A 14,358-nucleotide genomic window follows, 5' to 3' on the forward strand; every position below is an offset into this window, starting at 1 on the left:
ATACCTATATACAACAAGTTTTCTCATAAATATCAACGACAATGAATCTCAACCGTATATTATTTCTCGGCTCGGTAACAGCAATAATACTTGTAGGAGCATTCGCGCCTATGGAGTCAGTGTCGGCAGGAGAGCCTGCGGTAGCCAACGACCATACATCCTCTTCCTACACGGACCTTTCCACAGTGAATTCACCGGAAATCCCCGCATCGGTAAAATTCGCGGGAAAGGAAATCTCCCTTGACCCCATCGACATGTGGGAACGCCTCGACCGTGAGCTCACAGCCATGAGCTATACCCATGGCAACACCCTGCTTGCCATAAAGAGAGCCAACAGATATTTCCCTGTTATTGCCCCAATCCTTAAGGAGCAGGGTGTGCCCTCCGATATCATCTATCTTGCCGCCATCGAATCGACTCTCAACCCTCATGCCGTATCGGTAGCCAAAGCAGCAGGGATGTGGCAATTCATGCCCTCGACCGCCAAAGAGTACGGTCTGGAGGTCAACGATGAGGCGGACCAGCGATATGATGTGGAAAAATCGACACGCGCCGCATGCAAATATCTCAAAGACGCCTATAAAAAATACGGTAACTGGGAATCAGTGGCAGCAAGCTACAACGGAGGCATGGGCAGAGTGAGCAAGGAGCTGGCAGCCCAGAATGCCACATCGGCTTATGACCTATGGCTTGCCGACGAGACTATGCGCTACATATTCCGGCTCCTGGCTATGAAGATGATAATGGAGAATCCTCAGAAATATGGATTCAGCCTTCGTGCCAACCAACTGTACCAACCCATCGAATACACTACAGTAAATGTGAACGGAGCCATAGAGGACTGGCCTGCATGGGCCAAAGAGAAAGGGATTGACTACATTACACTTCGCGAGCACAATCCGTGGATACGAGCAAAATCCCTCACCAATAAATCAGGGAAGTCATATACTGTCAAAATCCCTACACAGCAGTCTCTCTCCCGTTCAAAGCAGAAAACCACTGTATACAATCCATCGTGGGTCACAGAGTAACATTTTTTTGATTCTATGAAAGGGTCCAATACTGAACGTAACTCATCAAACTCATCAGCCGGCAAGATTCCCACACTCGAAGTGATGGGGGCTCGTGTGCACAACCTGAAAAATATTGACGTATCCATACCTCACGGAACTCTCACTGTAATCACAGGGCTGAGCGGAAGCGGAAAATCGTCACTCGCATTCGACACAATCTATGCCGAAGGACAGAGGAGGTACATCGAGACATTCTCCTCCTACGCACGCAATATGCTCGGGAACCTTGAGCGGCCGGATGTCGATAAGATCACCGGACTTGCACCGGTGATAGCCATAGAACAAAAGACTATCAACCGCAATCCGCGATCCACAATAGGCACTGTCACTGAGGTCTACGACTTCCTGCGTCTGCTGTATGCCCGTGCGGGGACAGCTGTCAGCTACGTGACAGGCGAACCGATGGTCAAATACACACGTGACCAGATAGTCAATCTCATACTTGAGCGTTACAACGGAAAGAAGATCTATATACTCGCCCCTGTGGTGCGCAACCGTAAAGGACATTACAAGGAGCTTTTCGAACAGATGCGCAAGAAAGGATTCCTAACAGCACGCGTAGACGGAAAACTTTGTGAGCTTACTCTCGGAATGAAAGTGGACCGCTACCGAAACCACGATATAGAGCTTGTGATCGACCGTCTTAAAGTGTCACACAAGGACCTCACACGCCTTGAAGCCACAGTGGCAGACGCGCTACGCCAGGGTGACAAACAGGTGATGGTCTACGATGTGGACGATGACAAGGCTTCGTATTTCTCTCAGGCACTGATGGACCCTGTAGGCGGACTGTCATACCGCGAGCCAGCCCCCCACAACTTCTCGTTCAACTCCCCTATGGGAGCGTGTCCATGCTGCAAAGGACTCGGATATGTCAACATCATTGACCGCGACAAGATAATCCCCGATGCAACCCTGTCAATCCACCAGGGAGGCATCGTTCCCTTAGGGAAATATCGCAATTCGATGATATTCTGGCAGATCGATGCCATATGCAAAAAATACGGACACACAGTAAAGACTCCCATCTGCGACCTGAGCGAAGAGGCGTTGAGCGACATTCTCAACGGCACCACCGAGCGTCTTGTAATCGACAATGACACCATGGCGACCCAAAACTTCTTCCAGACTTATGACGGACTGGTGAAGTACATAGAGATGCAGCAAGGGGAGGAAGCAACGGCTGCCGCAAAGAAATGGAGCGAGGGGTTCTTCACTCGTGGAGAATGCCCCGAATGCCATGGCGACCGCCTTAACAAAGAGGCACTGCACTTCTTTGTCGACGGCAAGAATATAGCAGACCTGTGCCGTCTTGACATATCAGACCTCTACGAATGGACATTGGGACTGGAGGAGCGTCTCGCCCCTACTTCAAGACTCATTGCCGGGGAAATCATGAAGGAGGTGAGAAGCCGACTGAGGTTCCTTATAGATGTAGGGCTCGACTATCTTCAATTGTCACGTCCGTCAGCAACACTGTCGGGCGGAGAGAGCCAGCGCATACGTCTTGCCACACAGCTGGGAAGCCAGCTTGTAAATGTGCTCTACATCCTTGACGAGCCATCGATAGGACTGCATCAGCGCGACAACCGCCGTCTGATCAACTCTCTTAAAAATCTTCGCGACGCATCCAATTCGATACTTGTGGTGGAGCATGACAAGGATATAATGCTTGAGGCTGACCACATAGTGGATATCGGACCTAAAGCCGGGCGAAAGGGGGGCGAAGTAGTGTTCTCCGGAACGCCCGGAGACATGCTTGAAACCTCTACTCTTACTGCAAAATACCTCAATGGAGAGCTTTCACTCCCGATCAACACCCACCCACGTAAAGGCAACGGAAAAAAGATAGTGCTCCGGGGTGCGAAAGGGAACAATCTGCGAGATGTCACCCTAACTCTACCGCTCGGCAAGCTCGTATGCGTGTCGGGGGTATCGGGCAGCGGAAAATCCACTCTTGTGAACGCTACCCTCCAGCCTATCCTCAGCCAAAAGCTTTACAGGTCACTCACACCGCCGCTTCCCTACGATACTATCGAAGGGATCGAGAATATTGACAAGGCAGTACGTGTGGACCAGTCACCTCTCGGCAAATCACCACGCTCCAATCCGGCAACCTACACCGGAGTGTTCACTGCCATACGCGACCTCTTCGCCTCTCTTTCGGAAGCAAAGATACGAGGCTACCGTCCAGGCAGATTTTCATTCAATGTCGCAGGTGGCAGGTGCGAGACATGTTCAGGGAACGGATACAAGACGATCGAGATGAACTTTCTACCTGATGTGCTTGTGCCGTGCGAGACATGCTCGGGAAAACGCTACAACCGTGAGACCCTCGAAGTGAGATACAAGGGCAAGTCCATAGCCGATGTGCTCGACATGACAATCAATCAGGCTGTCGACTTTTTCCAGAACATACCCGCAATCCTTGGGAAAATCAAAGTGCTCCAGGATATCGGACTCGGATACATAAAACTCGGGCAACCATCCTCCACCCTCTCAGGCGGTGAAAATCAGCGTGTGAAACTTGCCGCAGAACTCTCTCGACGTGACACCGGCAACACCCTGTTCATCCTTGACGAGCCGACAACAGGGCTGCATTTCGATGATATACGCGTGCTGTTAGGAGTGCTCAACCGCCTCGTAGACAAGGGTAACACCGTGCTGGTAATCGAACACAACCTTGATGTGATATGTGCAGCCGACCATATAATCGACATGGGTCCGGGCGGAGGCAAGAACGGCGGCAATATAATAGTCACCGGGACTCCCGCCCAGATAGCAAAGACCGATTCCCCTACCGCCCCATTCATTCGGGAGCAGATGGAATGCTGAAAAATCCGCGACAAGCATCGAGCACCTACAGCTCAACGATGTCGCCTGAATCAAGATAGTAAAGAAATCCTCGCACACACGGACATCCTATGGAACGGAAGAACTGCATGTAACCGTTCACCTGTCTCTTATATCTCTTAGGGTCCTGCGAACCTGTCTTGTAATCAATCACATGGACCTCCCCGTCAGCTGTCCATACAACACGGTCGGCCCTGCTTATCTCCCCACTTGCAGTGAGGAGCTCGCGCTCCATATACACTTTGTCGAACCCCTCATACCAGTTCTTTGCACGAGGATCACTGACACGCGCATCCACAATATCTCTAAGATCAATAAAGTCACGCGAGGTCAAACGTCGGGCGTCAGGAGTGCCTCGCAATAGACGGAATGCCGTGTCGACATCTTCAGCCCTGCGTATATGCGACATCAGACCATGAAGAATCAGTCCTCGTTCACGTGCCACCTCGATACGGTTGAGCCGTTCGGCATCGACATTAGTATTCTGCCACACCGACTCCACCGAGGTAGATTCATAAGCCACCATAAGCTCAGATGCAGCCGGGTGCATCGCAGTTCCTTTACGGCTGTCCGACATCTGCCTGCATGTAGGGCTTCCGACACGAAACTCCATATCGTCATCAAGCGACAGAGGCATATAGTCCTTATCGCCGCCACTCGTAATCCCCTCATAGAGAATACGTGACACATTTACTTTCTTGCCATCGCCCAATGCGCCCCTGTCGCTTTTGGAGAGCTTTACTCCAATAATAAGCTCGTCTATGGCACGAGTGAAAGCAACGTAAAGGAGATTGGTCTTGTCGAGCAATTCCTCACGACGGATCTCGGCATACTGTTCGGCAAAAGATGTGACCGAAAGTGAAGAGCTCACAGTCAACGGCATCATGGGCGGAAGTATATCATCAGGAATACCGGGAATGCAAGGCAACTCAAACCATGCCAGATCGCCACCCGACTTACCTGCCGACATCTCGCCAAACGGAATATGCACACACGGAAATTCCAGTCCTTTGGACTTGTGTGCAGTGAGGACATTGATTGCCCGCGCTTCAGAACTGCCTGATATGGAAGCCTTCCTGGACCCGGCATCATCCCACCATTGAAGGAAAGAGCGGATATCGGCATGCCCCTGCCCCACAAACTTGACCACAAGATCAACAAATGCCGCTATATACACACTCTCTGATTCACGCATAGCAGGTGATAACCGAGTGGATATTATACTTTCGACAAGCGATACAAGATCAATGCCATGGAGTGACAATGCCTCTCCGGAAGAGCCTCCCGCATCCTCATTGCCATCCCCTCCATCAGCCCTCTTTTTCATTCTTTCGATCGCCGAAAGCAGAGCCTTGTCAGGGGCAATACCGGAGGCATGTATGCTTTCATAATCATTAAGCATCACTGCGATCTCTCGGCTGCTTCTCTTTCGCTTGTCCGATACGACATCCACATCGGAAAGCATGCGGAGGCGGCTTATGATGTTGACTACGGCATCAGAACGTGATATAAGCAAGGAATCCTCCGAGATGATATCAAATTTAGGGAAATTCTCATCGGAAGCCATTAGTGCCTCAAGGTAGCGTATCACCTTTGCGCCCTCTTTTTTGTTACGCACAAGCACTGCAATGTCACAAGGACTGTAGCCTGACGAAAGCTGCCTGCGCATCTCGCTTGCCATGACTTCGAGAGAGGAATCCTCGGTGTAGGACTCGGAATCAAAAAACTTCACACGCACATATCCATGATGGTCACAATGCTTTGACGAGACCTGCTGAACCACATTGGAGTAAACATCGTCAAACCCATACAACCTGGATATCGCCACAAACAACGAATTATTGAAATTGACCACTTCGGCAGAGGACCTCCAGTTGGTGTTCTCTGTTATGGAATCTCCACGCACAAGTGAATTGCCTTCCGCCCAATCCTCCCGATGGAGATTATGGAGAAGTGAAGGGTCGCTGTTACGGAAACGGTAGATACACTGCTTCTCGTCACCTATCACAAGGCTGTCGTAATCATAAGCAAGACTCTCCCTTAAAAGAGGCCGCATATTGTACCATTGGCTCAAAGAGGTGTCCTGGAACTCATCAATAAGATAATTATGATAACGAGTGCCAAGCTTCTCATACAGAAAAGGAGAATCCTCATCACCTATAATCTTGGCAAGCAGAGAATTGGTGTCACTCAGGAGGAGGGTCGAGTTCTCACGACGGAAGCGGTCGATAAGCTCCATCAGCGCGTTAACCAGACCAAGCTGATAAAGGTTGCCACGTATTATCTCCAGAAGGCTCACCGACTCGATGCACTTCTCGATGGAAAGCATCGCTGTCTCCATCATCGCCTCAACCTCGGGCGATATAAACGCACTCTTTTTGCTATTCTTTTTCGCTGCGGCTTTCCATATGGATGAGGGGTCCTCTATGACCGAGCGTATGGTCTTAGGCACACTGTCGTACTTCTTCCACCCGCTCTCGCTCCAGGCCTTCACAATCTTCAAACCGACACTGCTGACGATATCAGAAATCTCAGGACGTGATTCGATATATCCAACTGTGGCACGACACACTTCAGCAGTGTTCTTTTTGATCTCAGATATCCGATCGAACACAGTACTACAGAACTGATGAAACCTATCGGAATCAGCAAGATAGTCCATTATGCGCGCCTCATTGTCCTTGAATGTGTCATTGTGTATAGCCCCTATAAAATTTATGAGGTCGTCATGCACATTTCCGCTCCTGTTGAAAAGGGTGAATGAATTGCCGTTCTCTATAAGGCTTTTCATATATCCTGTGATCCACGTCTCTATCTCGCGGGACCGGCGCGTAGGCCTGCTGTGGTTGAGCGACTGGAGCAACTGATCGACACTCATGGTGATCACCTCCCTGTCGTCAAGCTCAAGAGCATAATTGGCTGACACATCTGCCTCGTGGGCAAATGAGCGCAACACCATCTGAAAAAACGAATCGATGGTGGATATGCTGAAACGGCTGAAATCATAGAGAAGGCTCCTGAGCGCGTCCTTTGCTGCAACGCCAAGAGCCTCGGATGTGCAACGGAACACCCTGCATAACTCATCCTCATAAGGGCTCTTCCTTTCCCAGTCACGCTCACATCCGGCAAGCACAGCAAGCTCGTGGATGATGCGGGATTTCATCTCCTCGGTAGCCTTGTTGGTGAATGTCATCGCCAACACGTTTCTATGACCAGACGGAGTACTTCCGGGACGGTTCAATTCATATAGCCCCTGCTCATTCTTATGCCCGAGTATGAATTTTATGTACTCACGTGCAAGTGTAAATGTCTTTCCCGAGCCGGCTGATGCCTTATATATGTCAATCATTTCACCCTGTATCCCATGGTGACAAGCAGTCTCTTCACTTTTTCAAGCGCATCACCCTGTATCAGTATCTCACTACCTCTTGACGATCCTCCTGTACCGAGGCGGGTCTTCAGGGCAGCAGCTACCTCCTGAACCTCCTCTTCGGAACATGTGAAGCCCTCAATCAGAGTGGCAGTCTTGCCCTTGCGCCCTTTCCTGTCAATTGACACATGAAGAATGTCAGCAGCCTTACCGGCTGACGGCTCCTGCTGGGGCACAAACTCCTCACGGCTGAGTGTGCCATCCTCCACTTTGCTGGCTAAAAGATCTTTCCAGTCCATTGGTCACGTATTACTTAACATCCTTCATTGATTCCGAATCAAAAATGCTGTCGACATTCTCATAGTCCACCTTGGACGGATTGTCAATCGACTGGACCAAAGTAGAGAGCGACATGGCATATCTGTCCTGGTCAACAGGAAGATGGGAATAATAATATTTTGCAGAATCGGCATTCTCTGAGAAAGCACTGCGATAGCATCTGATGGCGAGGTCGAGAGCTTCGGCCTCGTCGGTACGGTCATAAAGCTGCATATATAGAATCGAAAGCCGACATAGCTCAGAGGCTGTGATGCCACCAGCATTGCCGGTGTCTGACAATATCGCATCACATATGCGGCGAGATGATGCCGCATCCTCAGCAGCAAATGCCATCTCGGCAGACGTCACACGTTCCGCCACAGAAGCATCACCGCATGAAGCCATCACAAATGCCAACAATGATAAAAAAACATAACGCATAACGCCCTCCGTTTTTTTAATTATACTATAAATACATTCATACCGTCACACATCCGATCCGAAGAATGAGACTGCATACAAGAATTCACTTTGCATTAACCGCAACGCGAATTGCCGCACGAGGTACATATGAGGCAGCCTTCCTGATATATCAGTGTCTCCTGTCCGCAATGAGGACATTTCTGTCCATTGGCAGGAGTGCCTGATGGAAGATATTTCTTAAGCGCACGCTCCACACCCATCTTCCAGGTGTTGATACTGTGAGAGTTGAGTTCAAGACCATTGACGAGTTTTACCACCTGGTCAATAGGCATGCCGTAACGCAGGACTCCGGATATGAGTTTGGCATAATTCCAATACTCAGGATTGAATTTGTCAGACAGTCCTTCTATAGTGGTCTTAAGTCCTCGCTTATTGATGAACTGGAAGTCATAACGCTTGGAGCCCTTATCGTCCACAGCCTTGATGATCTTGCCCTTGCTAACAGATTTGGGACAGAATATACCGTCCTCATCATCAGCAAGGCCTGTGAAAATCTCGTAAGGACGGCCGTCGACAAGCCCTACGAAGGCAATCCACTTTTCTTTGTTGTTCTGGAATCGCACGACATCAGCCTCAAGTTCCATTGGGCGTTTGAGCATAAGGGGCTGTGCAACAGAGTCGGATGACGGTTCAAGGCCATCTTTCTCAGCCTTGCTGGCATCCTTTTTCTTTTTCTCATTCTCAGCTGCTATGAGCACTCCTGAACGGCATCCGTCGCGATAGATGGTGCAACCCTTGCATCCTGCTTTCCATGCTTCAAGATAGAGCCGGTTGACCAGGTCGACATCCACGTCTGCCGGAAGGTTGATGGTAACCGAGATAGAGTGGTCAACCCATTTCTGGACGGCACCCTGCATCCTTACCTTTTCAAGCCAGTCAATATCGTTTGCTGTAGCCTTGTAATATGGGGAACGAGCCACGAGGCTGTCGATCTCGGCCTGCGAATAGTCGTCACGCACTTCGATACCGTTGACACGCATCCAGTCGATGAATTTTGGATGATACACCACATATTCCTCAAACTTGTCACCTGACTCATCAACGTAGTCAACACGTGTCTCCACATCGTTGGCATTGATCTTTCGGCGACGTTTGTAGACCGGCATGAACACTGGCTCTATGCCGGAAGAGGTACGGGTCATGAGCGATGTGGTGCCTGTGGGAGCTATCGTTAGACAGGCTATATTCCTGCGGCCATGCTTCTCCATCTCTGCCACAAGTTCGGGAGCGAAATCACGCAGACGTGATATGTAGGGGTTATTGCGCTCACGCTCGGCATCATACACCTCAAAGGCTCCACGCTCCTTAGCCATCTGCACGGATGACCCGAATGCGGCGACGGCAAGTGCGCGATGCACGTTAACCGACATCTGTGTGGCTTCAGCGGTGCCATAACGCAATCCGAGAGCCGCAATCATATCCCCCTCGGCAGTGGTGCCAAGTCCGGTGCGACGGCCCTTGAGGGTCTTGGCTCGGATTTTTTTCCAGAGGTTAAGTTCGGTCTCCTTGACTTCGGAGGTCTCGGGGTCTCTCTCGATCTTACCTATTATGGTGTCAATCTTCTCCATCTCCAGGTCGATTATATCGTCCATAATGCGCTGAGCCTTGGCAATATGCCCGGCAAAAAGTTCGTAATCGAACTCGGCATGATCCGTGAACGGATTCTTTACATAGGAGTAGAGATTGACGGCTAAAAGACGGCAACTGTCGTAGGGGCACAAGGGTATCTCGCCACATGGATTGGTCGATACGGTCTGGAAACCGAGATCGGCATAACAGTCGGGCACAGATTCACGAGTGATGGTGTCCCAGAAGAGGACTCCCGGCTCGGCTGATTTCCATGCGTTGTACACGATCTTGCCCCATAGAGCGCGGGCATCAGTGTCGATGCTCACCTCGGGCTTGTCGCTCCACACCGGGAACTGGCGGCGGTACACCTCTCCGCTCTCCACGCATCGCATGAAGTCGTCGTCGATCTTAACTGACACATTGGCTCCTGTGATCTTACCCTGCTCAAGCTTGGCATCAATGAAGCGTTCCGAGTCAGGATGCTTTATGGATACTGTGAGCATAAGGGCCCCACGGCGGCCGTCCTGTGCGACCTCGCGGGTAGAGTTGGAGTAACGTTCCATGAACGGCACAAGGCCGGTGGAGGTCAGGGCTGAATTCTTCACTGGAGTCCCTTTGGGGCGCAGATCGCTGAGGTCATGCCCCACTCCGCCGCGACGCTTCATGAGCTGCACCTGCTCCTCGTCAATCTTTGCTATACCGCCGTAGGAATCAGGATGTCCGTCAAGCCCTATCACAAAACAGTTGCTCAACGAACCGACCTGGAAATCATTTCCTATACCAGCCATGGGACTGCCCTGCGGCACTATGTAGCGAAATTTGTCGAGAAGCTCCATGATGTCCTCCTCGCTCATTGGGTTAGGGTATTTGCGCTCTATGCGGGCAAGCTCGGAGGCTATGCGATGATGCATATCCTCGGGGGTGCGTTCATAGATGTGTCCGTCGGAATCCTTCAGCGCATATTTGCTGACCCACACGCGGGCAGCAAGCTCATCTCCGTCGAAATATTTCACAGAGGCATCATAAGCCTCATCGTAGGTATATGTTTTGAGTTCCATTGTCAGTTAATAGGGGGTGCTTTCGAGGGTATTTTCCAAGTATGGATTTCGCAGGTGCAAAGTTGACGAAATTTCCTTTATGTACCAAAATTTTTGACGGCAATTTATTAACATCTGAATAAAATGTCGTAACTTGCAGTGACATTTTCAACACGAACATGAAACCTCAATCAATAGACAATTATTTCACCACACGGGGCACAGTACGCGCCTATGACCCTGACCGGCAGGTGGACCCCAATCTCATACGCCGTCTCGTCAGTGTTGCCGCCCAGGCTCCCAACACAGGCAATATGCAGATCTATTGCGCAGTCATGACCACTGATCCTGACGAGATAAAGGCTCTCGCCCCAGCCCATTTCTCACAGCCGGCAATAATGAATGCCAAATCGGTGCTCACATTCTGTATTGATTTCCGCCGCTATCACCGCTGGTGTCAACTCGGAGGAGGAGAACCCGGGCTCAACAATCTGCAAGGATACACATGGGGAGTGCTCGACACAGCCATATTCGCCCAACAGTTTGTGACGCTTGCCGAACTGGAAGGGCTCGGCACATGCTATCTCGGCACTACGACATACAACGCGCCGATGATTGCCGATACCCTGAAACTTCCGAATGGCGTTGTACCGGTCATAACCGTAACCGTAGGATATCCTGCTGAAAATCCACTGGTGTCCGAACGTCTCCCCCTCAATGCAATCCTGCACGACGGGGTTTACCACGACCCGACTGACGAGGATCTGAAAGATTTCTATTCCGAAAAAGAATCAATGGAATCATACAGGAGATTCGTAGAAGAGAACGGCAAAGAGAATCTCGCACAACTCTATGCCCAGGTGCGTTATCCGCGAGCCTCCAACGAGCATTTCTCTGCCGTGCTAAAGAAATTCATAAAAGCCCAGGGTATAGATATATAGGCAATATTTAAGCGATATATTACAATCAATCGTCCCCTGAGAGTTTCTTTAAAGAGACTTTCAGGGGACGATAATGTTGTGGCATATCCTCACTAAATTGAAACAACAGAGATATAAACCAACGTGTATTTGATATAAAAATGGAACAATCATCCACTTAGCATGAAACTAAATGGATGATTGCTTTATTCATGATTCGCGAAATCATGTAGAAATCCTTATATCAAACTCACGTTAATATAATTTAGTCCTAAGTGTGTCCCATGTAAAAAGTATGGGAAATTCTATCAGTACATTGTATAATCGACACCATAATCCTTTTTCGTGGAAGAGTCGGTAGAATGCTCGCAGATTATATTTATTAACCCATTTCGGATAATAGTTGATGTCACTGGCAGATTGATGGAGAAAACCTCCACAAGTGAATACAATTCCTTTGTAACCAGCGTTTTTCAAGTCAAGGGCGAACTGTTCTTGCAAAGGTGATCCCATCCCAATTATAGCAAAATCACTTTTTGATTTTATTATATCAGCAATAGCCTTTTTCCTGTCATCATTGTCTATGAAATAACCGTTCCGATAACCTGCAATCTTCATTTTAGGATAATTTTTATAAAACTGCTTGATGGTTGCTTCAAGTACATCCTGCTTCGTTCCTAAAAAATAGATACTCCTGTCAGTCCCTATATTATTGAGGTAAGAAAACAAATCAACAGCCATTCCTGACATATCGAAACTAAGTCTCGGCACTCGCTTCATCCATAATAGACGGATTAACCAGCACATAGTCATGCCATCAACAAACAGGCCATCCATTGAATTGTAGAGTTCCGGGTGACGGCGTACAAGATGATAAGAAAATGGATTGACACATGTGTTAACCCGCCCAACCCCCACAGCAAAAGTACCGTAAGGATATGTCAAAGCGGAGTCTGCGATTTTTCGCACAAACTCACGGTTATTCATAAATTTAATAGTCGTTTATTAATAAATTATATTAAGTACTGAAACTATATTAAGTGCTTTACAATTAGCTCTTTTATGCGGTCAGCCAATTTCTTAGCATTATTTTTTCCTATTAATTTCCCAACAAACTGATAAATCTTTTCCTTAATTCCATACCATGAAGCTGCGAAATGGTGTATGGAATAGGTATTATCTGTTATTCCCATCTCTCCCGTTTCATAAGATTTAGGGCTGAAAAATTCATGTGGGAACACTGCTATCTCTGTTGATGTATCCACTCCATGAGCATCGTGAATACTATTCACATCATGGAGTATCCAATTCTGATGAAACAAAATGTCTTTTACGACTTCCGGCATTACTTTTGTGTCAAGTATACCATTTCCCAAATCAAAAGATTTATCAGAATAATAGTCCAAACATTGTTTCACCCATTTTCGATTTTTTGATACTCCAATTGCAGCAACTTCAAGACCTTTTCGGGGACTATTTTCATAGCATATCATATCATCCAACTCTAAAAAGGCATCAAATGATTTCAACACCTCAACATCACTATCAAGATATATTCCGCCATGATGGTATAATGCATATAATCTTATATAATCAGCTGCAAATGCATATTTTCTCTTTTCAAATGCTTGATCAACCCATCTTGACTTTCCTTTGGGGAATATTGAAAAGTCCCATTTTATAAACCTATAACCCTTTAGATACTTATGCCATGTGTCCACACATTTTATCAGTTCTTGTGGCATTGGGTCTTCACTAAGCCAACAATAATGTATTATTTTGGGTATCATTTTAAGATAATGGTATTTCTATTGAGTCTTACTTTATGTACGCCCCAATAATATGTTGCGATAGAGATGATTGTAAAAAAGAAAAAGTTATTAAATACATTAACCGTAAAGTATGTTAATCCAATACCAGTTATAATTATTAAGGATCTCTTAAAAGACAACCCATGTAATAGCAGAAGAAATAGGACACCTCCTAATACTCCAAGATTACAAATTATCTGGAAAAGCATATTGTGCATATCCAGTATTTCTACTCCGTTAATAGTAATTCCATGGAAAGATTTAGAACTTAGAGATTCATAGTAATGCCACTTATTATCATCTCCTAAACCATATCCAATAAGAGGGTTGTTGGCTAAAAGTGTCATAAGGCTATTCCAAGAGCCTATAAGCCTGAAATTAGATGAGCCATCATTTCCAGCAGTTATTATAGCCAATCTGTCAAATAATGAATGACTTAGCGTGAAGATTACAGCGATGATACTTGCAATAAGACCTCCTGAGACAAGCAATACTTTAAATTTATGTTTTTTATTATTTAAATAGAAATAAATTACAAATATTATTATTAATGAGAATATCGCCGACACCGAGGATGTCAGGAAATAACCGACAAATATTAATCCATGATCACGTTTGTTAAGAATCAGAGATTTGGATTGACATTGGTATTGGAGTATTATTGCAATGATTAGATTTAATGTCCATCCAAACCATGCCGGTTCTTCAAAAACACCTGAAAATCTTGGACTACCAGATGAAGTATTAACAATAATAAAATGATTAAAAAATAAATAATTTGAGGCGATTAAACCAGTTCGTTGTTCATATGTTGAGACAATATTGAATATGCTCGTAATTCCACAATAATAAATTATACTATATAGTACTTGAATCATCAAATGAATGATTAAGACTCGTTTTAGAACCAGTACAATGGTCTTT

Annotated in this window: 10 protein-coding genes; 3 read left to right on the forward strand and 7 right to left on the reverse strand. The window is 47.3% G+C overall.

The window, feature by feature from the left end:
- Nucleotides 1-41: 41 nt before the first annotated feature.
- Together EZ315_RS13280 and uvrA are read left to right on the forward strand one after the other, a co-directional pair.
- Nucleotides 42-1,031, forward strand: a complete 990-nt coding sequence (locus EZ315_RS13280; RefSeq protein WP_135472509.1) for a lytic transglycosylase domain-containing protein — start codon at nucleotides 42-44, stop codon at nucleotides 1,029-1,031.
- Between the two features lie 15 nt (nucleotides 1,032-1,046).
- Complete coding sequence (gene uvrA, locus EZ315_RS13285; RefSeq protein WP_135472510.1) at nucleotides 1,047-3,908, forward strand: excinuclease ABC subunit UvrA; 2,862 nt, start codon at nucleotides 1,047-1,049, stop codon at nucleotides 3,906-3,908.
- A gap of 25 nt (nucleotides 3,909-3,933) precedes the next feature.
- On the opposite strand, the gene EZ315_RS13290 is transcribed toward uvrA, so the two are convergent.
- From EZ315_RS13290 to EZ315_RS13305, 4 genes are all read right to left on the reverse strand, one after another.
- Entirely contained in the window at nucleotides 3,934-7,275 is a 3,342-nt protein-coding gene (locus EZ315_RS13290) for a UvrD-helicase domain-containing protein (protein WP_135472511.1), read from the reverse strand.
- Entirely contained in the window at nucleotides 7,272-7,595 is a 324-nt protein-coding gene (locus EZ315_RS13295; RefSeq protein WP_135472512.1) for a translation initiation factor, read from the reverse strand. The genes EZ315_RS13290 and EZ315_RS13295 overlap by 4 nt, the downstream gene beginning before the upstream one ends.
- 10 nt (nucleotides 7,596-7,605) lie before the next feature.
- Nucleotides 7,606-8,055, reverse strand: coding sequence for a hypothetical protein (locus tag EZ315_RS13300; RefSeq protein ID WP_135472513.1), 450 nt, complete (start codon nucleotides 8,053-8,055; stop codon nucleotides 7,606-7,608).
- Nucleotides 8,056-8,150: 95 nt separating this feature from the next.
- The gene (locus tag EZ315_RS13305) at nucleotides 8,151-10,724 is read right to left on the reverse strand and encodes an adenosylcobalamin-dependent ribonucleoside-diphosphate reductase (RefSeq protein ID WP_135472514.1); all 2,574 of its coding nucleotides are present in this window, start codon (nucleotides 10,722-10,724) and stop codon (nucleotides 8,151-8,153) included.
- Between the two features lie 158 nt (nucleotides 10,725-10,882).
- Between EZ315_RS13305 and EZ315_RS13310 the strand changes: the two genes are divergently transcribed.
- Nucleotides 10,883-11,644 (forward strand): nitroreductase family protein, encoded by a 762-nt coding sequence (locus tag EZ315_RS13310; protein WP_135472515.1) that lies wholly within the window; start codon nucleotides 10,883-10,885, stop codon nucleotides 11,642-11,644.
- A gap of 234 nt (nucleotides 11,645-11,878) precedes the next feature.
- Here the strand turns inward: EZ315_RS13310 and EZ315_RS13315 are convergent, their stop codons facing one another.
- From EZ315_RS13315 to EZ315_RS13325, 3 genes are read right to left on the reverse strand one after another with little or no spacing between them, the layout of a single operon-like run.
- Nucleotides 11,879-12,610 (reverse strand): WecB/TagA/CpsF family glycosyltransferase, encoded by a 732-nt coding sequence (locus tag EZ315_RS13315; protein ID WP_135472516.1) that lies wholly within the window; start codon nucleotides 12,608-12,610, stop codon nucleotides 11,879-11,881.
- A gap of 44 nt (nucleotides 12,611-12,654) precedes the next feature.
- Complete coding sequence (locus EZ315_RS13320; RefSeq protein ID WP_135472517.1) at nucleotides 12,655-13,413, reverse strand: glycosyltransferase family 32 protein; 759 nt, start codon at nucleotides 13,411-13,413, stop codon at nucleotides 12,655-12,657.
- Nucleotides 13,410-14,312 carry an O-antigen ligase family protein gene (locus EZ315_RS13325; protein WP_170957554.1) on the reverse strand — a complete coding sequence of 301 codons (903 nt, stop codon included), beginning with the start codon at nucleotides 14,310-14,312 and terminating at the stop codon, nucleotides 13,410-13,412. Before EZ315_RS13325 ends, EZ315_RS13320 begins: the two co-directional genes overlap by 4 nt.
- Between the last annotated feature and the right edge of the window lie 46 nt (nucleotides 14,313-14,358).

The sequence above is a fragment of the Duncaniella freteri genome, assembly GCF_004766125.1.
Lineage (GTDB): Bacteria > Bacteroidota > Bacteroidia > Bacteroidales > Muribaculaceae > Duncaniella > Duncaniella freteri.

Bases quoted from the DNA above. Each gene is read 5' to 3' on its own strand.
- EZ315_RS13280 (WP_135472509.1), top strand. From the start codon at position 42: ATGAATCTCAACCGTATATTATTTCTCGGCTCGGTAACAGCAATAATA.
- uvrA (WP_135472510.1), top strand. From the start codon at position 1,047: ATGAAAGGGTCCAATACTGAACGTAACTCATCAAACTCATCAGCCGGC.
- EZ315_RS13290 (WP_135472511.1), bottom strand. From the start codon at position 7,275: ATGATTGACATATATAAGGCATCAGCCGGCTCGGGAAAGACATTTACA.
- EZ315_RS13295 (WP_135472512.1), bottom strand. From the start codon at position 7,595: ATGGACTGGAAAGATCTTTTAGCCAGCAAAGTGGAGGATGGCACACTC.
- EZ315_RS13300 (WP_135472513.1), bottom strand. From the start codon at position 8,055: ATGCGTTATGTTTTTTTATCATTGTTGGCATTTGTGATGGCTTCATGC.
- EZ315_RS13305 (WP_135472514.1), bottom strand. From the start codon at position 10,724: ATGGAACTCAAAACATATACCTACGATGAGGCTTATGATGCCTCTGTG.
- EZ315_RS13310 (WP_135472515.1), top strand. From the start codon at position 10,883: ATGAAACCTCAATCAATAGACAATTATTTCACCACACGGGGCACAGTA.
- EZ315_RS13315 (WP_135472516.1), bottom strand. From the start codon at position 12,610: ATGAATAACCGTGAGTTTGTGCGAAAAATCGCAGACTCCGCTTTGACA.
- EZ315_RS13320 (WP_135472517.1), bottom strand. From the start codon at position 13,413: ATGATACCCAAAATAATACATTATTGTTGGCTTAGTGAAGACCCAATG.
- EZ315_RS13325 (WP_170957554.1), bottom strand. From the start codon at position 14,312: ATGATTCAAGTACTATATAGTATAATTTATTATTGTGGAATTACGAGC.